Here is a 19,980-nt window from a genome sequence, read left to right on the forward strand (position 1 = left end):
GTTTTGCTGTTTTCGTGCAAAAAAAAGAGCGGGCTATCTTTTCGATAACCTGCTCTTGTTCTTGATTTTGGCCCTGCTCCTTAACTTAATGACATTGCCCCTAGGGGTGCTATTTTTTTATCGCCTATCGGCTTGCCCGCATAGGCGGTTCAGACGAAGTAGAAGGAAACGCCCAGTATGACGTAGACGATGAGAAGCAGCTTGCCCTCGAACCAGGTCGTCGCGCCGTCCCGGGATATCGAGGTGGCGATCAGAACGGCTACGGCGATGGCCGCGAGCTCGATCGTCGAGAAGATTAAATTCATCTCGTTGCCGAACAGCAAGCTGACGAACACGAGGACGGGGGCGACGAAGAGCGCGATCTGCAAGCTGCTGCCGACCGCGATCTCGACAGCCGCGCCCATCTTGTTCTTCATCGCGAGCATGATGGCCGCGCTGTGCTCGGCGGCGTTGCCGACGATCGCCACGACGAAGGCGCCGACGAACAGCTCGGACAAGCCGAAGCGGGAAGAGAACGTATCGAGCGTATGGACGAGCCATTCGCTGACGAACGCCACCATGACGGTGGCGACGACGAGAAGAACGATCGACATGCCTTTGGACCAGGATGGCTGCTCGCCGTGATCGGCTTGCGTGTCGACGTGGTCCTCCAGCAAGTCCTTATGCGTGATCATGGAGTACACGAGCCAGCCGGCGTACGCGAAAATCAGAAACGCGGCGACGACGATGCTGATCGTCATCGTATTATCGGCGGAGATGTGCTCGGTTTTGACGAAGATCGCGGGAATGAACAGCGCGATGATGCCGAGAAGCATCAGCGAGGCGTTCTGTCCGGCGAGATGGACATTGAATTTCTGCTCTTTGTACTTCAAACCGCCCGCGAGGGCGCTCGCGCCGAGAACGAGCAGCAGATTGCCGATGATCGCGCCCGTCAAGCTCGCCTTGACGATTTCGAACAACCCTTCCTTGATGAGGAAGATCGCGATGATGAGCTCCGCGGCGTTGCCGAAGGTCGCGTTAAGCAGCCCGCCGACGCGCTGGCCCGCGTAGTGGGCGACGGATTCCGTCGCTTTGCCGAGCAATCCGGCGGCGAAAAGTATCGCCAGTCCCGACATCGCGAACTCGGCTACGGGGCCCCAATGGGTAAAGTGGGATACCGCGCTGAGCACGAAGGTGAGGACAAGCAGGGGGTAGAACATTTTTTTCACTTGACGGTTTCCTCCCGATTAGATGTTGTTCAAAAAGTCCGATTTTGATCACGAAGTAAATCTGGAAGCCTATTCGACATCGAATCTTGAATTCAGCCGGGACTTCCGGTGCTCACGTAGGTTTTGCCTACGCTCCGCTCCTCATTCCCTAGCTTCTTTCAACCTTCTCGGTGCTGAAAACCGGACTTTTTGAACATGCACGAATAGATGATGTCTCCAAATTTTCTTTTCTTAATATATCCAATACACCGCTCGAAGTAAACGGAAAATCGCGCTGGCAACGCTTCCGGTTGCTTCCCGGCATCTCTTCCAGTACAATGGAAACATACTAGGTTCGGGAGAGTGAGCCGCCATGACGGAAGAGCTGCAACAAGGACAAATACGGATTTCCGACGACGTCGTCGCTACGATCGCCGGTTTAGCGGCATTGGAAACGCCCGGAGTGGCTGCCATGTCGGGCGGCATATCGGAAGGCTTGGCCAAGCGGCTGAGCGGACGCAATGCCCAGAAAGGCGTGTCCGTCGAGGTCGGGCAAGTGGAAGCGGCGATCGACTTGCGCATCGTCGTGCAATACGGCATTCCGATTCAAGAGGTCGGACGCAGGCTGCAGGAAAATGTCCGCGAAGCGGTCGAGAATATGACGGGCTTGCATGTCGTCGAAGTGAATATCAAGGTCGAGGGCGTCGCTTTCAAAGACGAGGAAACGGAAGAATCGGTCAGGGTGAAATAAGAGAAAACGCGATCGAAGCGGCACGTGGCCGTAACGATCGCGTTTTTTTATTGCCGGAAGACGTTCGCGCCGCGCGAAGCGGGTTGTTCCCGTTCTACCCGGTTATATTCTCTCGAAATGCTCAGCAGGATGCCCATGCCCGTCAGCAGCGTCAACATGGAGGAGCCCCCGTAGCTGATGAAAGGCAACGTGACTCCCGTAACCGGAATGGCCCCGCTGACGCCCCCCATGTTGATGAGCGCTTGGATGGCGATCAGCGACACGAGGCCGACGCCGACGAGTGTCCCGTAGATGTCGGGGCACCGGATCGCCACGATCAACGCGCGCCAGAGGAAGACGACGTAGACGAGGATGAAGGCGGTCGTACCGAGAAAGCCGAGTTCTTCGCCGATGACGGCGAAGATAAAATCGTTATAAGCGTAAGGCAAGTAAAATAACTTCTGAACGCTGTTGCCGAGCCCCTGACCGGTTAATCCGCCGTGGCCGAACGCTTCGAGCGAACGGGTCAGATGATAGCCGATCCCGTCCTGGTCCGCGAGCGGGTCCATGAACGCCGTAAACCGATTGCCTCGATAACCGAAGTCGGCGTCGGGATGAATCAGGAAGTACAAGCTTGTCCCGAGGGCGGCCAAGCCGAGCAAGACGCCGGCCGACAGCACGATGTGCTTCAGATTGGAGCCCCCCGCGATGACGATGGCGGCCGCGCTCATGACGAGAATAGCGCACGAGCCGAAGTCGGGCTGGAGCATGATCAGAAAAGCGAAAAATCCGACGACGATCATGACGGGAAGCAAGCCCCTCTTGAAGTCGCGGAAATTCTCGTCCTTCTTCGCGATGATCGAAGCCAAGTACATGATGATGGCGAGCTTGGCGAACTCGGTCGGCTGCACGCCGAACACCCAACTTCGGGCCCCGTTCAACTCTTTGCCGATTATCGGGGTCAGGAAGAGAAGGACGAGAGTGCCGACGAAAAACAGCAGGAACAGCTTCTTGTATTTCTGGAAATGGATGTTCATGAGAACGAGCATGGCGAAAGATCCGAGCCCGACCCAAGTCAACTGCTTCTTCACGAAGTAAAGCGCGTCGTTGTTAAAGTCGGGATCGGACACCGTCATGCTCGAACTCGCGCTGAACACCATGACAAGACCGAAGCCTACGAGCAGAAGAGTAAGAATAAGCAACAGAAAATCAGGCGTTCCCCGCTGTCCGCTCTCGGGAGTCTTCATCCGGCATTCCCCTCGCTGCTAGGAAAGCAGTATCTTTAATTCCTGCACGCGTTGATTCGCGATTCCCATGACCGCGTCCGGAATTTTCGATTCGTATTCCATACCGTGCGGGAACGTGGCCCGTCCGATGTAGACCGCTTCGATTTCCAGAACCGCGTCCGGATTCTCGAGCTTGCCTTCGATCGCCCGCGTCGTCACCCGCAGGAAGTAGTCGTTGCCGCTCGGACGGTCGTGCAGTTTCAAATCGTATGTAGCGCGGCGATATTCCCACTGCCACCGAACGAAGCCTAATTTGTCGCTAGAGTCGTCAAGATGCCCAAGGTCGCTTCGCACGCCGACCAGGCCTGTATTTTCGAGTAACATGAAAGATCCTCCTTGTAAACAAGCGTTATCCCCTCCATGATAGTCGGTTTGCGAACCTAGCGCAAGCCCGCTGGGGAGGCCAAGTTCGAACGTTCATTGACATTTATCTCCTGATCCCGTCTCCGCGTACCGCAAGGCAATAGCGAGGTTACGGAAGATGGGCGTTTCTGATACAATAATAAAAATAATCGGAAATCGGGAACAGGAGGCGCAGTCTTGACGGTCAATGAACAGACATTGCAATCGCTATACGGGGACATGGTAAGCTGGCGCCGGCATTTGCACATGAATCCCGAGCTTTCCTTCCATGAATACGATACCTCCCGGATGATCGGGGACTTGCTTGAATCTTGGGGGTTGGACGTTCGCCGGGGCGTTGCCGGAACCGGCGTCGTCGCTAAGCTCGACGGAGACAAGCCGGGAAGAACGATCGCGCTGCGAGCGGATATCGACGCGCTTGCCATTCAAGACGCGAAGACGACGGAATACCGTTCGACGATCGACGGCGTTATGCATGCTTGCGGACACGACGGACATACGGCGGAGTTGCTCGCCGTCGCGCGTTATTACAGCCTGCACCGGGAAGAGACGGCGGGAACGCGCGTATTCCTGTTCCAGCCGGGCGAGGAAGTGTTGCCGGGCGGCGCGGTCAAGATGATCGCGGACGGAGCGCTGGAAGGCGTCGACGCGATCTACGGCGTCCATCTGTGGTCGCCTCTGTCCTACGGCATGGCGACGACGCGCCCCGGAGCATTCATGGCGACGCCGGACGAATTCGAGCTCGAGATCGTCGGCCGCGGCGGGCATGGCGGCTTGCCGCACGAAGCCAAGGACTCGCTCGTCGTCGGCGCGTATCTCGTGACGGCGCTGCAGTCGATCGTCTCGCGCAACGTGAACCCGCTCGACGCGGGCGTGCTGTCGGTCGGCAGGATGTCGGCGGGCACGGCTAACAACGTCATCGCCGAACGGTGCCAGCTCAGCGGCACGATCCGTTCGTTCGATAAGCCGATGAGAAAGCTCATCCGCGAACGGATGGAGAGTATCGTCAAGCATACTTGCGACATGTACGGCTGCGATTACGAATTCAAGTACATCGAAGGGTATCCGCCGGTCGTTAACGACGAGCGCGAAGCGCGGCGCGTGTTGCGCGCGATCGCCGAACTATTCCCGGAGTCGGGCGGCGAGCCATGCGAACGGATCATGGCGGGCGAAGATTTCTCTTACTATTTGGAACGGAAGCCCGGCTGTTTCTTCTTCGTCGGCGCGGGACGGGACGACGGCGGATCGGCGCCGCATCACCATCCGCGCTTCGACTTGGTGGAAGAAGCGATGCTGAACGCTGCGAGGCTGTTGATCGCGGTAGCGGACGACGCGGCTTTGGATTATGAAGCATAGCGAATGAAAGTTCGGCAATTCTCGGTATAATCGTCCTCTGTTCCGGTCAATTTAGTGATGTACCTATTATGTCGCCGAATCGCGCCCAGGAGGAACTATGCGAAAAATTGCTGAAATCATGTCGGAAGATTGCGTGACGGTCACGCCGCAAAGCAGTATAAACGAAGCGGCAGTATTGATGAGAGACCATGACATCGGCTTCGTGCCGGTCATCGAGGGTCGTAAGTTGATCGGCGTCATTACCGATCGCGATTTGGTCATTCGAGGTTATTCGGAAAACAAAAACGGTTCTGCATCCGTTACGGAAGTGCTGACTTCGGACGTACGGACCGTATCGCCGGATATTTCGGTAGACGAAGCCGCGGCGATCATGTCTTCGGGCCAAATTCGGAGGTTGCCGGTTGTGGAAAACGGCGAGTTGAAGGGCGTTATCTCTTTAGGGGATCTAGCCGTAAGGGAAATCTTCGTTAATGAGGCGGGCGAAGCGTTAAGTCAAATTTCCGAGCATGAGGTTCAATCGCAGAACTTTGCCCATTAGCCTCGAGAGGTTCATTTTCCGACGATTTCGGGAAATGGGCCTTTTTTTGTCTGTATTTTAGTAAGGAGGGATTCGTTATAGCGACCGCAAAACCGCTTTGGGTACAATCGGACGGTACGCTGCTGCTCGACGAGCGTCATTCGGACAGGGAGGAGGCGCGCCGATTTCTGATGCAGATCGCGGAGCTGCGCAAGCGCCCCGGCACCTGGCACACTTACCGCATGACGCAAGTGTCCTTATGGAACGCGGCCGCGGCGGGCTGGAGATCGGACGACGTCGCGCAAACGATCGCTTCGCTTTCCGGACATCCGCTCCCGAGAACGGTGGAAACGTTCGTACGCGGAAGCATGGACCGGTTCGGTCAATTGAGGCTCGTATCGGAAGGCGGACAATTGCGTCTTCGCGCGGCTGCGCCCTCGTTGCTGCGGAAGATTGCCGGCTTGGAGCCAATTCGGGGTCTTATCGGGCTATGCTCCGGAACGGATAATGGAGCCGAGGACCCCGAACTCGGCGAAGAAGCCCTTGTCGTCAAGGGGGAAGCGCGCGGAACGATCAAGCGGGAACTGGCGGCGCTCGGCTATCCGGTGAAAGACGAAGCCGGGTTTCATGCGGGCCAAGCGCTCGACATCCGATTTCTCGAAGAAGCGCCGACGGGTTCGCCGATCGCGCTGAGGGATTATCAGTCGGAAGCGGTAGATGCGCTGCTTGGGGGAACGGAAATGGACGGAGGCAGCGGCGTTGTCGTGCTTCCTTGCGGCGCGGGTAAAACGTGGGTCGGCATGGCCGCGATGACGAAGCTTGGCTGCGAAACGTTGATATTGACTCCGAACGGCGTATCCGTCGCTCAGTGGATGTCCGAGCTTCTGCGCCATACGACGCTTACGGAAGCCGACGTCGGCGAATACACGGGTCGCGCGAAGGACGTGAAACCGGTGACCGTCGCGACTTATCAGGTGCTGACGCACAGAAGCGCCGTGGATGGAGAATATCCCCATATGCGGCTGTTCGTCAACCGGGATTGGGGATTGATCGTCTATGACGAGGTACATTTGCTTCCGGCGCCCGTATTCCGGATGACGGCGGACATTCAAGCGACGAGAAGGCTCGGGCTGACGGCGACGCTCGTCCGGGAAGACGGCAGGGAAGGCGACGCGTTCGCTCTCATCGGGCCGAAGCTGTACGAGCTGCCGTGGCGCTCGGCGGAGAGCGGCGGATGGATCGCGCGCGCTACGTGCACCGAAGTCCGGGTTCCGTTGGACGATCGCGCGGCGACGTCGTACGCGGAAGCGCCCAAGAGCGGCAAGCACCGCATCGCGGGAGAGAACCCGAGGAAAGCGGATGTGGTCAAGGCGTTGCTTCGGCGGCATCGGGATACGCCGACGCTCGTGATCGGCCATTATTTGGATCAGCTTCATGAGCTATCGAGGGAGCTGGGGTTGCCGCTCATTACGGGAGAAACGCCGCATCGAAACCGCCTGAAGCTGTTCGAGAGGTTCAAATGCGGCGATATTTCGGCGCTTCTCGTGTCCAAGGTCGCTAATTTCGCCGTCGATCTTCCGGATGCCGCCATCGCGATCCAAGTGTCCGGCAGCTACGGCTCCAGGCAAGAGGAAGCGCAGCGGCTCGGCCGGATTCTAAGGCCGAAGAGGACGGGCATCGAAGCGGCGTTCTATTCCCTCGTCAGCGAAGGGACCGACGAAGTGGAGTTTGCCCGCAATCGGGGCAGGTTCTTGCTCGAGCAAGGTTATTCGTACGCCGTCGACCGATGGTCCGATCGTGCCGGCGGGGAGGAGACGCGATGAACGTGAGGCGGTCGTTGGAACGGCTTCCCGAATCGTTCGTTAAGCTGATCGGCCGGCATCCGGCCGTTCGGGATAACTTAGCCGCCGGAGAGCCGCTCGCGAGCATGCTGGCGGGGGAAGCTTGGGCGAAGCGGTGGTTGTCGGGCTGCGAGAGGCGAGAGCTTCTCGTGCTGAAGGGAATCGTGCGCAATCACGCCGCGCGCCCCTTCGAACTGGAGACGCTGGCGGGCCGGTTATCCCGCGAGCTTCCGCTTGCCGGCGCGGAAATCAAGCTCGCCGTCGCGCGTCTCCGAAGGAGCGGCGTTGCGTTCGCGGTACGAAAGGCGTGGGGGGACAAGTTGATCTACGTGCCAGAGGACATATTTCCGATATGGCAAACATTGCTGCTTCCCGCATGGGAGGGCAACGTTGCCGAAACTTCGTCGGAGGCGGATGTTCGGCTCATGACCGAAGCATACCGGCCGCCATTGTCGGTGCAGCTTCTCGCTCCGTGGCATCTTCTCCTGCGCCACCCTCTCGGGCGAACGGGCAAAGATGGGCTCCATCAGCCGACCGCGGCGAAGCTGAACGATTCGGTCCGGTTCGGCGCGGACGATGTCATCAGCTTGTCGCTTGCCTATCCCCATGCGGAGCAATTGGGTGCCCAGGCCGCGTTGGCGATCGATCTGGGCATGCGGTTGGGGCTGGTGGAGAAAGACGGAGAAGGAATCCGAACGCTTGAAGGAGATCGGCTGAACGAATGGCTCTCGCTGGCGCCCGGCGCCGCCGACGCCAAGCTTTACGATCTCGTTTCCTTTCGACACGCGATGGCGGATCACGAGCTTCAGCTCGCCGCGTCCGCCGTTCGCTCCGCGCCCGCGGACGTCTGGGTGCGGCAGGATCGAATGTTCGAAGGAAAGTTCGCCGACAAAACGGAAGAATGGTTGAAACTGATGGAAGCGTTCGGATGGGCGGAACGCGGCGTAATCGTCGAATCCGCCCCATCCGCCGGCGCGAAGGTGTTTCGACTGACGGCGGGCTTCGGCAAGCGCGATCCCGAACCCGGCGCGCGCCACGAAGTAACCGAAGAGTCGATATTCGTCCAGCCGGACGGCGAGGTGTTCGTGCCGCCGGAAGCGCCGCTCCGGTTCCGCTGGACGCTGAAGGATATCGCCGAGATCGTATCCGAAGACGCGTTGAGCCTATTTCGGCTGGACAAACGATCGTGCGAACGAGCGTATAATTCCGGTTATTCGCTCGCTGAAGTGCTATCGATTCTTGAGCGGGGAAATCAATGCGCATTGCCTGTATCGGTAGCCGAAGCGCTTGGAGACTGGTTCGCGGCGTTCGGCAAAACGCGTTTCGAGGAAGCGGTGCTGCTGCGGACGGATAGCAAGGATGTCGCCGAGGCTTTGCTAAGGGACGGCCGGATCGCGGGAAGGTTGAAGGAACGGATCGGAGAACGCGAGTTTATCGTCGAACGTTCGGAATTGCCTTCTTTGCGCTCCCTGCTGAAAAGGCTAGGTTATCCCGCGGAAGAAACGGATCGCAGAGCTTCGAAACGGACGAACGTATCCGAGGCCGCACAGTCTTCCGGCGAAGAGGCGGGCGCGAAGGAAGCGGACGGTTGGACGCTCATGCCTCACGAGGTGTCCGTCTACGCGGCGGACGTCGAATGGCCGGAAGACGAGGAGCTGTTTCCGGGCCTATCCGATATTCCGGCGGCATGGATCGCGAAACCGCGCGTCTATCATGCGTCGACGCTCCGGCAGCTCATGGAGAAGGCGATCTCGTGGGAAGCGCCGGTCGTCATCGGACGAGGAGAACGGTCGCGCGCGTTTCTGCCTACCGGAACCCGGGACGAGGGAGGTCATTGGACGGTAAGCGGACGTTGGAGAAGCGAGGAAGCGGGAAGTGGAGAACAGGCCATCGTGCGCGCCGGGGACATCGCCGAGCTGATGATCGATTTGCCGTTATTGAGCGATGCGGAGCCGTTGGCGATGGAATCCGATTGACGGGTAACAAGTCCGGTATGGTATGATGGATGGGTATGACTAAGCCGAAAGGTGAGGTGAGGCCGATGGCCGACATGACTCAAACCCTCCCTGCGGCGGAAATCGGCGTAATGGACGGCGCGCCTGCCGATATGGCGTTGCTATTGACCCGCGCCTACGAGCTGGGCGACGCGCTGAATCATTCCGGTTTTGCCGCGGAATACGTTTATTGGAAAGAACAAGTTCGCCATGATCCGGAAGTGAAGAGCTTGACCGGCCAATTCGCCAAAGCGAAAGAGAAATTCGCCGAATGCGAACGGTTCGGAAGGTTCCACCCGGATTACAACGCCGCCCTGGACGAAGTCTACGCGCTGGAAAGCCGACTCGAACAGGTGGAAAGCGTCCGCATGTACAAACAAGCGGAGAACGCGATGGACGGACTGCTTCACGATATATCCCGAACGCTGGCGCAAGCCGTGTCGTTCACGATCAAAGTGCCGGACAACGACCCGAATCCGAAAGGCTCGGGCTGCGGAGGCGGCGGCAGCTGCTCCTGCGGAAGCGGCGGCTGCGGATAATCAAGCGAACGGAGGCTTCACATGTTTGCCGAACGGACTGGCTATATCGTATGGTTTAGCGACGCGAAAGCGGCAAAAGGGCTGGACAAATACGGCACGCTTCATTATTTGTCGCGTAAAATGCACTACGCCGTTATGTACATGAACGCGGACGTCGCCGAGGAAGCGGTTCGCAACTTGCAGCGTTTGCCTTTCGTGCGCAAGATCGAGCGTTCCTACCGCAACGAGATCAAAACCGAGTACGAGAAAAACGTGCCGGACAAAACCCGTTTTTACGGCCTATGACGCTTGGCGCCATGAATGCGGCCAATGCGGGAAAGTCTCCTAGAGAATAGGAGACTTTTTTCGTTTTTCCGGAAATATATATAAAAGGTAATATTTAATATCCAAATGGTGGGATGTAAGGGGCATTTTATTTTTTTGTTGAATCCTCTCGAACGATTGCGGTAATATGTACTTAAGTTCCTACGAGATTCGCGGATTTCTGAGTCGATTGACCTATATCGGGAAGGGGGAGTACCGGGTGAAGGATAAGCACACGGAGCGTTGGAATACTTACGAGCCCTTTCACGTCGTTCTCGGTGACAAGAAGGTCGTCGATATCATCATTACCAACCACGCGCGTACACGCTGGGCCGATCGGGTCGAAAGCGAGAAGACCGGTTACTCCGACATTGCCGAGTATATGTGGCAGTGCTTGAAAGAAGACCGGATCGTTTCGTATTATCGCAACGAACAGGACGTCTACACGATCGACGACGATCTCGTATTCGTCGCGGAGTTTTCCGTGAGCGAGACGGACACCGACCTGCTCGGCAATCCGTTGCACAAAATGATCGTCGTGACATTTCTCGGAAGAATGTCCGAGACGATGGAGTTAAGGGATTTGAAAACGTATTATTCTTGGCTTAGGCATTCGCGCCGCATGACGCTCATCAAGAACAACCGCAAACGCCGCTAGATGAATATCGACGCTCGCAACCGGCAAGGGGCATTCCCGGCCGGTTTTTTTGGCGTCCCCCGGGCGCGGACGCGGGAGCGCCCATGTGTGTTATAATTCGGAAGACGATATCGGACGGAGGGCGACGACATGGCGTTGAACGTACATCAATTGCATATCTTCTACACGGTCGCGGAGCGGGGCAGCTTCTCCTCCGCGGCCCAGAACCTGCATATGACGCAGCCCGCGGTCACGATGCAGGTGCAAGCGCTGGAGGAGAGGTTCGGCACGAAGTTGCTGAACCGCACGACGAAGAAGCTGGAGCTGACCGAGGCCGGCCGCCGGTTGCTTCCGCAAGCCCGCAAAGCGGTGGAGCTGATGAGGGAAACGGACGAGATGATGGTTCGCTTCGCGGAAGACCTGAAGGGCCGGCTGCAATTCGCCGCGAGCTTGACGATCGGCGAGTACGTGCTTCCGCGCCTGCTCGGATCGTTCCTTCGCCGGTTCCCCGACATCTCCGTCGACATGAAGGTGATGAACACGACGGAAATCGTGGACGCGGTCGCCCATCAAGGGCTCGACTTCGGCTTGATCGAAGCTCCTAGCGACGTGCCGGGCATTCTCGCCGAACCGGTCATGGACGACGAGCTTGTTCTCGTGGCGCCTGCAGCGCACCCGTTCGCTTCGCGGGAAGAAGTGACGCTTGAGGAAATGCTGGCCGAGCCGATGGTTCTCCGGGAGAAAGGTTCGGGCACGAGGCAGATCGTCGAAGACGAGCTGCTCCGAGTCGGCTTGACGGACGCTCCCGAATCGAAAATGCGCATCATCAGCGAATTCGGCAGCAACGGGGCGGTCAAGTCGGCGGTGGAAGCGGGCCTCGGCTTATCCGTCCTGTCGGTATGGACGATCAAGCACGAAATCTCTCTTGGGCTACTTAAGCCGGTTCGGGTGAAGGACGTCGACTTCAAGCGGCAATTTTATTCCGTCCGGCTCCGTTCGGCGCTGTTGCCGATTCCCGCGGCGGCGTTGCTCGGCGATCTAAGGGAGTTGTCCCATGAGAAATAACCCGGAATCGTCGAAAGCCGACTTGCATACGCATACGACCGCTTCGGACGGCTCGCATTCGCCATCGGACAACGTCCGGATGGCGAAGGAGGCGGGGCTGGCCGCTATCGCGATAACCGATCACGATACGATCGCGGGCGTCGGCGAGGCGATCGAGGCGGGAAAGCGATACGGCATAGTCGTCGTGCCGGGCATCGAGCTCAGCACCGTCGCGAACGGACGCGACATTCACGTGCTTGGTTACGGCTATCGCATCGACGACGCGGACTGGCTTCGGAGGCTTGAGCTGCAGCGAGAAGCGAGAAACCGCAGGAACGCCGCGATACTAGAGGCTCTCGCCAAGCTCGGCATGCCGGTGTCGGCGGAAGAGCTGGCCGTGGCGGCTGCGGCGGGCGCCGCCGGATCAGGCTCCGGCCGAAGGAAAGACGGCTCCGTCGGCCGGCCGCATATCGCCACGGCGATGGCCGACAAAGGCTACGTCGCCGATGTTCGCGAAGCGTTCGACCGGTGGATCGGCGAAGGTAAGCCGGCTTACGCGAGCGAGCAACGGATTTCGCCGCTTGAGGCGATCGATTGGATCCATGCTGCGGGAGGGACGGCGATCGTCGCCCATCCCGGCATTTACGGAGACGACGAACTTGTATTATCCCTTCTCGAGAGCGGGGCCGACGGCTTAGAGGCTTACCATAGCGACCACGGCGAAGAGGAAGAACGCAAATACGCCGGTTGGGCGGTCGCGAGGGGAAAGCTCGTCACGGGCGGCTCCGATTTTCATGGCGTCAAGAACGGCGTCGCGTTCCATGGCGCGATCGGCAGCCGGACGACGAACATGGCCGTCGTGGCTCGTTTGCTCGGAGAGGCTTAGGGCCGGTCGCGCGACCGGCGGACATTGAGGGCGTCCGAAATCAAAACAAGCGGTTCCCCGCGTCGACGGGGAACCGCTTGTTCGTTAATTCGACGATTATTTGATGACCGACGGAAGGGATTGAACGAACGCTTCGTCCGGCGTCACGTATAGCGTTTTCTGTCCTTCGTAGATGACGAAGCCGGGCTTGGCGCCGCTCGGCTTTCGGACGTTGCGAATGCGCGTATAGTCGACCGGCACGCTGCTGGACGCTTTCGCTTTGCTGTAATAAGCGGCGAGGAGCGCCGCTTCGCGCAGCGTCGCGTCTCCGAATTCGGTCGCGCGAATAAGCACGTGGGATCCGGGAATGTCTTTCGTATGCAGCCAGGTGTCCGCAGAGGAGGCCAACCTGTTCGTGACGTAATCGTTTTGCGTGTTGTTTTTGCCGACGTAGATGGGAATGCCTTCGCTCGACGTGTAGCACAGAACGGCAGGCGCGTCTTTCTTTTTCTTTTTCATGCCCCGCTTGGCGCCCCGCTGGCGAATGTAGCCTTGCTCGATCAATTCCTCGCGGATTTCCTCCACGTCGGCGGGGGTAGCCGTCTCGAGCCCTTGCAGCACCGAAGCCAAGTAGTCGAGCTCCGCGTTCGTTACGTCGATCTGTTCGGACACGACGGCCCGGCTATTCTTCAGCTTCGCGTACTTGCGGAAGAAACGCTGCGCGTTCTCGTTCGGCGTGAGCAACGGATCGAGCGGGATCGCGACGACGGGCTGGCTCTCCTCGTAATAATCGACGACTTCGACGGCTTTGTCGCCTTTCTTGAACGCGTGCAGGTGGGCGGTCAACAGCTCGCCCCGTTTGCGGACGTCGTCCGCTTCGTTAGCCTCTTCGAGCGTATCCCTAAGTTTCAACAGCTTCTTCTCGTTCTTCGCGATCTCATTGCCGAGAAAACGGCTCAAGTCCGACGTGCGTTGGCGTACGAGATCCCGGGAAGCCTTGTCTCTGTAGTAGACTTCGAGGCATTCGTGCATCGAGGCGAACGACTGGACTTCTCCCTTCGCGTGAGTGAGTGTAAGAGCAGAGAATAACGCTTTGCCGTCCTCTTGAACGACGATGCTCGGTTCGAATACGCCTTCGGCGATCGCTTTCATCGCGCTTTCGAACGCCGGCCATAACCGATCGGCGCGTCCTTCCGCGCGATAGGCGATTTCCTTGGCAACGAGGAAGCTGAAGCCGGTATACGCGTTCGCGATCGCGGACGACGCGGCGCCGAGCCACGCTTCCTCTCCGGCTTCTTCCATGGTAGGCAAGCCGGCTACCGCGGTATGAAACGATTGCTTCTCGGGCGGGAGCGGCGTGATCTTCTCTTGGGAAGGGGGAGCCACGTACGCGCTCCCCGGCAAGACGACGCGGTAGCTGCTGATCGCCGGGGTGACGTGGCGGATGCCGTCGTGGATGACGCCGGTCGCCGGGTCGAGCAGAATCAAATTGCTGTGACGGCCCATGATTTCGAGCACGATGCGCTTGAACGACGAATCGCCGAGCTCGTCCCGGTGCCGGACGTCGATTTCGACGACGCGCTCCATGCCGTTCTGGCGGATCGCTTCGATGACGCCGCCTTCGCAGTATTTGCGAAGCAGCATGCAGAACATCGGGGGCTCCGCGGGATTGGCCCACGTCTGTTCCGTCCAGTGCATGCGCGGCATGGAAGGATGGGCGGAGAGCAGCAGCCTGCCGTTCATGCCTTGTCCCCTGATATGCAGGACGAGCTCGTTGTCCGTCGGCTGGTAAATTTTATGAATGCGGGCTTTGACGCAAGATTGAAGCTCCGTCGCGAGCGCCCGGGTGACGATTCCGTCCAATGACATTTCGGTTTCTCCTGTCCCATCGAATTCTTTCTTATGATGCCATACATCCGACCAAAGGGAAAGCTTTCCGGGCGTCCGCCGTTCGCGCGCGCCGCCGGGCCCCGTCCCTCCGTTCGGACAACCGGGGGATATTTTCGGGCCTGTCTGAATACATATAGGCGTAAACGCGTAATGAAGGAAGGGGATGGACTATCGTGGAAGGAAAGGCTTGGCACCAGCTTGGCGAGGAGCAGCTGCTCTCGGCGCTGGATTCCGATCCGAAGCTCGGGCTGACGCCGGAGGAGGCGGTTTCCCGGCTGACGGAGCTCGGAGCGAACGAGCTGGCGGAGAAAAGCGGGGAATCTCCCCTTAAGCTGCTGTTTAATCAGTTCAAGGACTTCATGGTGCTCGTGTTGCTGGGGGCTACGGTCATTTCGGGTTTGCTCGGCGAAATGCTCGACGCGCTGACGATCATCGCGATCATCATCATTAACGGCGTGCTCGGTTTCTACCAGGAATTTCGCGCCGAACGGTCGTTGCGCGCGTTGAAAGAGCTATCCGCGCCGAACGCCAAGGCGGTCAGGAACGGAGAGCTTCAGCTCATTCCCGCCCGCGAGCTCGTCCCGGGCGACGTCGTTCACTTAGAGAGCGGCGACCGGGTACCGGCGGACATGCGCTTCCTCGAATGCAACGAATGCTCGATCGACGAGTCGGCGCTGACGGGGGAGTCCGTGCCGGTATCGAAAAAGGCGGGCGTCTTGCCGGCGGCCGAGCTCGCGCTCGGAGATCGTAAAAACTGCGGCTACCTCGGCACGATGGTGACGCGCGGGACGGCCAAAGGCATCGTGACCGTGACGGGCATGGGGACGGAAATGGGCAAAATCGCCGATCTGATCCAGCAGACGGAAGAAGCGGATACGCCGCTTCAGCACCGGTTAGAGCAGCTCGGTAAAATTCTGATCGTCGTCTCGATCATCTTGACCGTCGTCGTCGTTCTGGCCGGCATTTTGCACGGTCAGGAGATCTACGGAATGTTCCTGGCAGGCGTCAGCTTGGCGGTTGCGGCCATTCCGGAAGGGCTGCCGGCCATCGTGACGATCGCGCTCGCGCTCGGCGTCCAGCGGATGATCAAGAGAAGGGCGATCGTTCGCAAGCTGCCTTCCGTCGAGACGCTCGGCTGCGCTTCGGTCATCTGTTCGGACAAGACCGGCACGCTGACGCAGAACAAAATGACCGTTACGAAGTTGTGGCTCGCCGGCAGGGCGCTCGAAGTGACGGGCGAAGGTTACGAGCCGGTCGGCGCGCTGAAGGAAAGCGGCAAAACGATCGACGTCAAAGGAGACGCCGCCTTGCGCCGGTTGACTCAGATCGCCGCGCTGTGCAACAACGCGGACTTGAGCTTGCAAGAGACGGCCGCGGATCCGAAGAAACGCAAGTCGGCCAAAGGGGACGCGGTTGCCGTCGCTTCCGATTCGACGGAATGGCGGATCAAGGGAGATCCGACGGAAGGCGCGCTGCTCGTGCTCGCGGCGAAGACGGGTCTCGCGAAGTCGACGTTGCAAAGCTTGTACGCCAGAGAGAAGGAATTCCCTTTCGACGCGGAACGCAAACGGATGTCGGTGCTTGTCTCCCATCAAGGCGGGCGGCTGATCTGCACGAAGGGCGCACCGGATATGCTCGTGGGGCAATGCGCGTACGTATTATGGGACGGCCAGATCGTACCGTTCACGGGGACGCTTAAGATGAAGGTGTCCGCCGCGAACGAAGCGATGGCGAGGGAATCGCTTCGCGTGCTCGGTCTCGCGTTCCGCGAAGTGAAGCCGTACGAAGATTGCGAAGGCAACGAGCAGGCGGAGAGCGGTCTCGTCTTCGTCGGGCTCGCCGGCATGATGGATCCGCCGCGCAAGGAAGTGAAGGAAGCGATCGTCAAGTGCCGTCAAGCCGGCATCAAGACGGTCATGATCACGGGAGATCACGGCGTGACGGCGGAAGCGATCGCGAAGACGCTCGGCATTATAGGCCGGGACGGTCGCGTCGTCACCGGCAACGAGTTGTCCGTCATGGACGACGCCGAGCTCGAAAGCATCGCGGACGACGTTAACGTCTATGCCCGCGTGTCTCCCGAGCATAAGCTCCGAATCGTACAGGCGTTGCAACGCCGCGGTCACGTCGTGGCGATGACGGGCGACGGCGTGAACGACGCGCCCGCGGTCAAGGCGGCCGATATCGGCATCGCGATGGGCATTACCGGCACCGACGTTACGAAGGAAGCATCTGCCCTCATCCTTTCCGACGACAACTTCTCCAGCATCGTCGCGGCCGTCGAGGAAGGCAGGGGCATTTACGAGAACATTCGCAAGTTCATCCGGTATTTGCTCGCTTCCAACGTCGGCGAGATCATGACGATGTTCATGGCGATGATGGCCGGGCTGCCGTTGCCGCTCGTGCCGATTCAGATTTTGTGGGTCAATCTCGTCACCGACGGTTTGCCGGCGATGGCGCTCGGCGTCGACCAGGCGGAAAGCGATTTGATGCAGCACAAGCCGCGCTCCGCCAAGGAAAACATATTCGCGCGCAGGCTAGGCTGGAAAATCATCAGCCGCGGCATCCTGATCGGCGTCTGCACGCTCGCCGCGTTCGTGCTCGCGTTGAACCAGGGAGCCGGCCATTCGGATCAGCTCATCCACGCGCAGACGGTGGCGTTCGCCACTCTCGTCATGGCGCAGCTCATTCACGTGTTCGATTGCCGCAGCTCCCGCTCCATCTTCCATCGGAAGCTGCTCGAGAATAAATTTCTCGTGCTGGCGGTGTTGTCCTCGCTTGTCCTGATGCTGCTCGTTCTGTACGTGGAGCCGTTGCGGCCGGTGTTCAAGACGGTGCCTCTCGATTTCCGCGATTGGACGCTCGTCATCGTCGCCGCGGGCATCCCGACGTTCGCGATGGGCATCGGCAGCGTGCTCGGCGCGTCGAAGCAGAAGAGAAACCGCAAAATCCCGTACGGAGGCGCTCCGGCTCACCGCCCGGCAGCAAGATAAAGACACGACGATAAACCGCGATCGGAACTCCTCGGAGTTCCGATCGCGGTTTTTTCGCGTTTCGATTGGGGTGTAAATGAGCCTGCTTCGTGTATAATGGACGATATCGAAAATATCGGGAGGATTCATGACATGTACAAAACGAAAAAGCTGCTCATGCTCGGTTCGGGCGAGTTGGGAAAAGAAGTGATGATCGAGGCGCAACGGCTAGGCGTCGAGACGGTCGCGGTCGACCGGTACGCCGACGCGCCCGCGATGCAGGTCGCCCATCGCAGCTACGTCATCGATATGCTGGACAAGCAGGCGCTCCGGGAAGTCATCGAGAAGGAACAACCGGACCTGATCGTACCCGAGATCGAAGCGATCGCGACTTCCGAGCTCGTGAAGCTGGAGGAAGAAGGTTACCAAGTCATTCCGACCGCGCGCGCGGCGCGTCTGACGATGGATCGGGAAGGCATCCGCAGGCTGGCGTCCGAGACGCTCGGATTGCCGACGGCGGCCTACCGTTTCGCCGACACGTTCGAACAGTTCGCGGACGCGGCCCACGAGATGGAATTCCCATGCGTCGTTAAGCCGCTCATGAGCTCCTCGGGCAAGGGTCAAAGCGTCTGCCGTTCCGAAGCGGAGCTGGAGCGCAGTTGGGCGATCGCCATGGAAGGCGGCCGCGTGCAGCAAGCGCGCGTCATCGTCGAGCAATTCATTACGTTCGAATCGGAAATTACGCTGCTCACGGTCCGTTCCGCGAGCGGCACCCAATTCTGCCCGCCGATCGGCCATATCCAGAAGGACGGCGATTACATCGAATCGTGGCAGCCTCACGCGATGACGGAAGATCAGATCGAAGAAGCGAAAACGATCGCCCGCACGATTACGGACGAGCTCGGCGGGTACGGACTGTTCGGCGTCGAGCTGTTCCTGACCGCCGATAAAGTGTATTTCAGCGAAGTGTCGCCGCGTCCTCACGATACGGGACTCGTAACGCTCGTCAGCCAGAACTTGAGCGAATTCGCGTTGCACGTCCGGGCCGTTCTGGGCTATCCGATTCCGGAAATCGAGCTCGTCTCCCCGGGCGCGAGCCGTCCGCTCAAAGCGGAACGCGAGTTGTCCGACTACAGCGTCGACGGCATCGGCGAAGCGCTGTCCGTCCCTCGTACGCAAGTCCGCGTCTTCGGCAAGCCGGTCACGAAAGCCGGCAGGCGCATGGCGGTCGCGTTGTCGGCCGGAGACGACGCGGAACAAGCCCGCGCTAGAGCGAAGCAAGCGCTGGACGCGCTGAGCATCTCCGAAGCGAGCCGGTAAGGGAGGCCGTCGGCGGATCGGTCTGTACAGTCCGCGTATCGGTTCGGGTACGGCTGGGGTAGGTTCGGGAAACGTCGAAATAGTGCAAACAAACGGATGATCGCTGTATGCTCTTTTCTATGGACAACGGGTATGATGGGGACATAAAGATCGGACGGCCGCGGCCGCCCTGCAGGGAGGAATCATCTCATGGAATTTACGAAAATGCACGGATTAGGCAACGACTTCGTCGTCGTATACGGCGAACAAGCTTTGCCGGGCAACGCGTCCGAATTGGCGATCGAGCTTTGCAACCGATTTTTCGGTATCGGGGCGGACGGACTGGTCTATATTCTTCCTTCGGATAACGCCGATTTCAAAATGCGGATTATTAATTCCGACGGTTCCGAGGCGGAGCAATGCGGCAACGCCATTCGTTGCGTCGCCAAGTACGTCTACGATAACCGCTTGACGGACAAAACGGAACTGACGATCGAGACGCTGGGAGCGGGCGTACAGCCGGTCAAGCTGACGACGGAAGGCGGCAAAGCCGCGCTCGTGACTGTCGATATGGGCGCGCCGATCTTGAACGGTCTCGACGTGCCGACGACGATCGACGCGAATCCGGTCATCGGCCACACGGTTTCGGTCGACGGACGCGATTTCGCGTTCACGGCCGTATCGATGGGTAATCCTCACTGCGTCATCTACGTCGACGACGCGGCGAACTTCGATCTCGCGACCTGGGGGCCGAAGCTCGAGAAGCATCCGCTGTTTCCGCGCAAGATCAACGTCGAGTTCGCGACGGTCAATTCCCGCGGACAAGTGGACATGCGGGTATGGGAACGCGGCGCGGGCCCGACGCTCGCTTGCGGCACCGGCGCGTGCGCGACGCTGGTCGCGTCCGTGCTGAACGGCAAAACCGACCGCAAGGCGACGATTTCCCTTGCCGGCGGCGACCTGTTTATCGAGTGGGACGAGACGTCTAACCGCATCTACATGACGGGGCCAGCTGCTGCCGTCTATTCGGGCACAGTGTAAACGACCGGCTGTGCCGATCTTGGTCTTACAGAAGGTTAGCCAACTATACAAACGAACGAGCCGACCGCGAGGTCGGCTTTTTGCGTAATGTAAAGGCCGCAACCCCCCAACCCCCC

Annotated in this window: 17 protein-coding genes; 13 read left to right on the forward strand and 4 right to left on the reverse strand. The window is 59.3% G+C overall.

Annotation, left to right across the window (positions count from 1 at the left end; translation table 11 throughout):
- Positions 1-149: 149 nt before the first annotated feature.
- The gene (gene cax / locus ACFPPD_RS24745) at positions 150-1,208 is read right to left on the reverse strand and encodes a calcium/proton exchanger (protein ID WP_209751509.1); all 1,059 of its coding nucleotides are present in this window, start codon (positions 1,206-1,208) and stop codon (positions 150-152) included.
- 352 nt (positions 1,209-1,560) lie between these two features.
- Between cax and ACFPPD_RS24750 the strand changes: the two genes are divergently transcribed.
- A complete protein-coding gene (locus tag ACFPPD_RS24750; protein WP_209751507.1) occupies positions 1,561-1,938 on the forward strand; it encodes an Asp23/Gls24 family envelope stress response protein in 378 nt (125 codons plus the stop codon).
- A 47-nt stretch (positions 1,939-1,985) separates the two neighbouring features.
- On the opposite strand, the gene ftsW is transcribed toward ACFPPD_RS24750, so the two are convergent.
- Together ftsW and ACFPPD_RS24760 are read right to left on the reverse strand one after the other, a co-directional pair.
- Positions 1,986-3,164: a putative lipid II flippase FtsW gene (ftsW, locus tag ACFPPD_RS24755; RefSeq protein ID WP_209751505.1), complete on the reverse strand. Its 1,179-nt coding sequence runs from the start codon at positions 3,162-3,164 to the stop codon at positions 1,986-1,988.
- Between the two features lie 18 nt (positions 3,165-3,182).
- Entirely contained in the window at positions 3,183-3,527 is a 345-nt protein-coding gene (locus ACFPPD_RS24760; protein ID WP_209751503.1) for a YugN family protein, read from the reverse strand.
- A gap of 258 nt (positions 3,528-3,785) precedes the next feature.
- Here ACFPPD_RS24760 and ACFPPD_RS24765 point away from each other — a divergent pair, with 258 nt between their 5' ends.
- From ACFPPD_RS24765 to ACFPPD_RS24805, 9 genes are all read left to right on the forward strand, one after another.
- Positions 3,786-4,922 (forward strand): M20 metallopeptidase family protein, encoded by a 1,137-nt coding sequence (locus tag ACFPPD_RS24765; RefSeq protein ID WP_209751513.1) that lies wholly within the window; start codon positions 3,786-3,788, stop codon positions 4,920-4,922.
- A gap of 97 nt (positions 4,923-5,019) precedes the next feature.
- Positions 5,020-5,460 (forward strand): CBS domain-containing protein, encoded by a 441-nt coding sequence (locus ACFPPD_RS24770; RefSeq protein WP_209751501.1) that lies wholly within the window; start codon positions 5,020-5,022, stop codon positions 5,458-5,460.
- Positions 5,461-5,537: 77 nt separating this feature from the next.
- Positions 5,538-7,262, forward strand: a complete 1,725-nt coding sequence (locus ACFPPD_RS24775; protein WP_378083857.1) for a DNA repair helicase XPB — start codon at positions 5,538-5,540, stop codon at positions 7,260-7,262.
- Entirely contained in the window at positions 7,259-9,256 is a 1,998-nt protein-coding gene (locus ACFPPD_RS24780; protein ID WP_209751499.1) for a helicase-associated domain-containing protein, read from the forward strand. Before ACFPPD_RS24775 ends, ACFPPD_RS24780 begins: the two co-directional genes overlap by 4 nt.
- A gap of 65 nt (positions 9,257-9,321) precedes the next feature.
- Complete coding sequence (locus ACFPPD_RS24785) at positions 9,322-9,813, forward strand: YlbF/YmcA family competence regulator (RefSeq protein WP_209751497.1); 492 nt, start codon at positions 9,322-9,324, stop codon at positions 9,811-9,813.
- A gap of 21 nt (positions 9,814-9,834) precedes the next feature.
- Positions 9,835-10,098, forward strand: coding sequence for a YlbG family protein (locus ACFPPD_RS24790; RefSeq protein ID WP_209751495.1), 264 nt, complete (start codon positions 9,835-9,837; stop codon positions 10,096-10,098).
- Positions 10,099-10,336: 238 nt separating this feature from the next.
- Positions 10,337-10,774 (forward strand): hypothetical protein, encoded by a 438-nt coding sequence (locus ACFPPD_RS24795; RefSeq protein ID WP_209751493.1) that lies wholly within the window; start codon positions 10,337-10,339, stop codon positions 10,772-10,774.
- Between the two features lie 129 nt (positions 10,775-10,903).
- The gene (locus ACFPPD_RS24800; RefSeq protein WP_209751491.1) at positions 10,904-11,818 is read left to right on the forward strand and encodes a LysR substrate-binding domain-containing protein; all 915 of its coding nucleotides are present in this window, start codon (positions 10,904-10,906) and stop codon (positions 11,816-11,818) included.
- The gene (locus ACFPPD_RS24805) at positions 11,808-12,683 is read left to right on the forward strand and encodes a PHP domain-containing protein (RefSeq protein WP_209751489.1); all 876 of its coding nucleotides are present in this window, start codon (positions 11,808-11,810) and stop codon (positions 12,681-12,683) included. The genes ACFPPD_RS24800 and ACFPPD_RS24805 overlap by 11 nt, the downstream gene beginning before the upstream one ends.
- A 96-nt stretch (positions 12,684-12,779) precedes the next feature.
- On the opposite strand, the gene ACFPPD_RS24810 is transcribed toward ACFPPD_RS24805, so the two are convergent.
- Positions 12,780-14,531 (reverse strand): Rqc2 family fibronectin-binding protein, encoded by a 1,752-nt coding sequence (locus ACFPPD_RS24810; RefSeq protein ID WP_209751487.1) that lies wholly within the window; start codon positions 14,529-14,531, stop codon positions 12,780-12,782.
- A gap of 194 nt (positions 14,532-14,725) precedes the next feature.
- On the opposite strand from ACFPPD_RS24810, the gene ACFPPD_RS24815 reads away from it, so the two are divergent.
- The 3 genes from ACFPPD_RS24815 (at position 14,726) to dapF (ending at position 19,864) form a co-directional block, all read left to right on the forward strand.
- Positions 14,726-17,545: a calcium-translocating P-type ATPase, SERCA-type gene (locus tag ACFPPD_RS24815; RefSeq protein ID WP_209751484.1), complete on the forward strand. Its 2,820-nt coding sequence runs from the start codon at positions 14,726-14,728 to the stop codon at positions 17,543-17,545.
- 132 nt (positions 17,546-17,677) lie between these two features.
- Positions 17,678-18,844, forward strand: a complete 1,167-nt coding sequence (purT, locus tag ACFPPD_RS24820; RefSeq protein ID WP_209751483.1) for a phosphoribosylglycinamide formyltransferase 2 — start codon at positions 17,678-17,680, stop codon at positions 18,842-18,844.
- Positions 18,845-19,033: 189 nt separating this feature from the next.
- Positions 19,034-19,864, forward strand: coding sequence for a diaminopimelate epimerase (dapF, locus tag ACFPPD_RS24825; RefSeq protein ID WP_209751481.1), 831 nt, complete (start codon positions 19,034-19,036; stop codon positions 19,862-19,864).
- Positions 19,865-19,980: the final 116 nt, after the last annotated feature.

It is taken from the genome of Cohnella suwonensis, from assembly GCF_042655365.1.
GTDB lineage: Bacteria > Bacillota > Bacilli > Paenibacillales > Paenibacillaceae > Cohnella > Cohnella suwonensis.

What these genes read in the sequence shown, in the direction of transcription:
- ACFPPD_RS24800 (WP_209751491.1), top strand. Translation starts at nt 10,904, where the DNA reads ATGGCGTTGAACGTACATCAATTGCATATCTTCTACACGGTCGCGGAG.
- ACFPPD_RS24785 (WP_209751497.1), top strand. Translation starts at nt 9,322, where the DNA reads ATGGCCGACATGACTCAAACCCTCCCTGCGGCGGAAATCGGCGTAATG.
- purT (WP_209751483.1), top strand. Translation starts at nt 17,678, where the DNA reads ATGTACAAAACGAAAAAGCTGCTCATGCTCGGTTCGGGCGAGTTGGGA.
- ACFPPD_RS24750 (WP_209751507.1), top strand. Translation starts at nt 1,561, where the DNA reads ATGACGGAAGAGCTGCAACAAGGACAAATACGGATTTCCGACGACGTC.
- ftsW (WP_209751505.1), bottom strand. Translation starts at nt 3,164, where the DNA reads ATGAAGACTCCCGAGAGCGGACAGCGGGGAACGCCTGATTTTCTGTTG.
- ACFPPD_RS24780 (WP_209751499.1), top strand. Translation starts at nt 7,259, where the DNA reads ATGAACGTGAGGCGGTCGTTGGAACGGCTTCCCGAATCGTTCGTTAAG.
- dapF (WP_209751481.1), top strand. Translation starts at nt 19,034, where the DNA reads ATGGAATTTACGAAAATGCACGGATTAGGCAACGACTTCGTCGTCGTA.
- ACFPPD_RS24760 (WP_209751503.1), bottom strand. Translation starts at nt 3,527, where the DNA reads ATGTTACTCGAAAATACAGGCCTGGTCGGCGTGCGAAGCGACCTTGGG.
- ACFPPD_RS24810 (WP_209751487.1), bottom strand. Translation starts at nt 14,531, where the DNA reads ATGTCATTGGACGGAATCGTCACCCGGGCGCTCGCGACGGAGCTTCAA.
- ACFPPD_RS24765 (WP_209751513.1), top strand. Translation starts at nt 3,786, where the DNA reads ATGGTAAGCTGGCGCCGGCATTTGCACATGAATCCCGAGCTTTCCTTC.
- ACFPPD_RS24790 (WP_209751495.1), top strand. Translation starts at nt 9,835, where the DNA reads ATGTTTGCCGAACGGACTGGCTATATCGTATGGTTTAGCGACGCGAAA.
- ACFPPD_RS24805 (WP_209751489.1), top strand. Translation starts at nt 11,808, where the DNA reads ATGAGAAATAACCCGGAATCGTCGAAAGCCGACTTGCATACGCATACG.
- ACFPPD_RS24770 (WP_209751501.1), top strand. Translation starts at nt 5,020, where the DNA reads ATGCGAAAAATTGCTGAAATCATGTCGGAAGATTGCGTGACGGTCACG.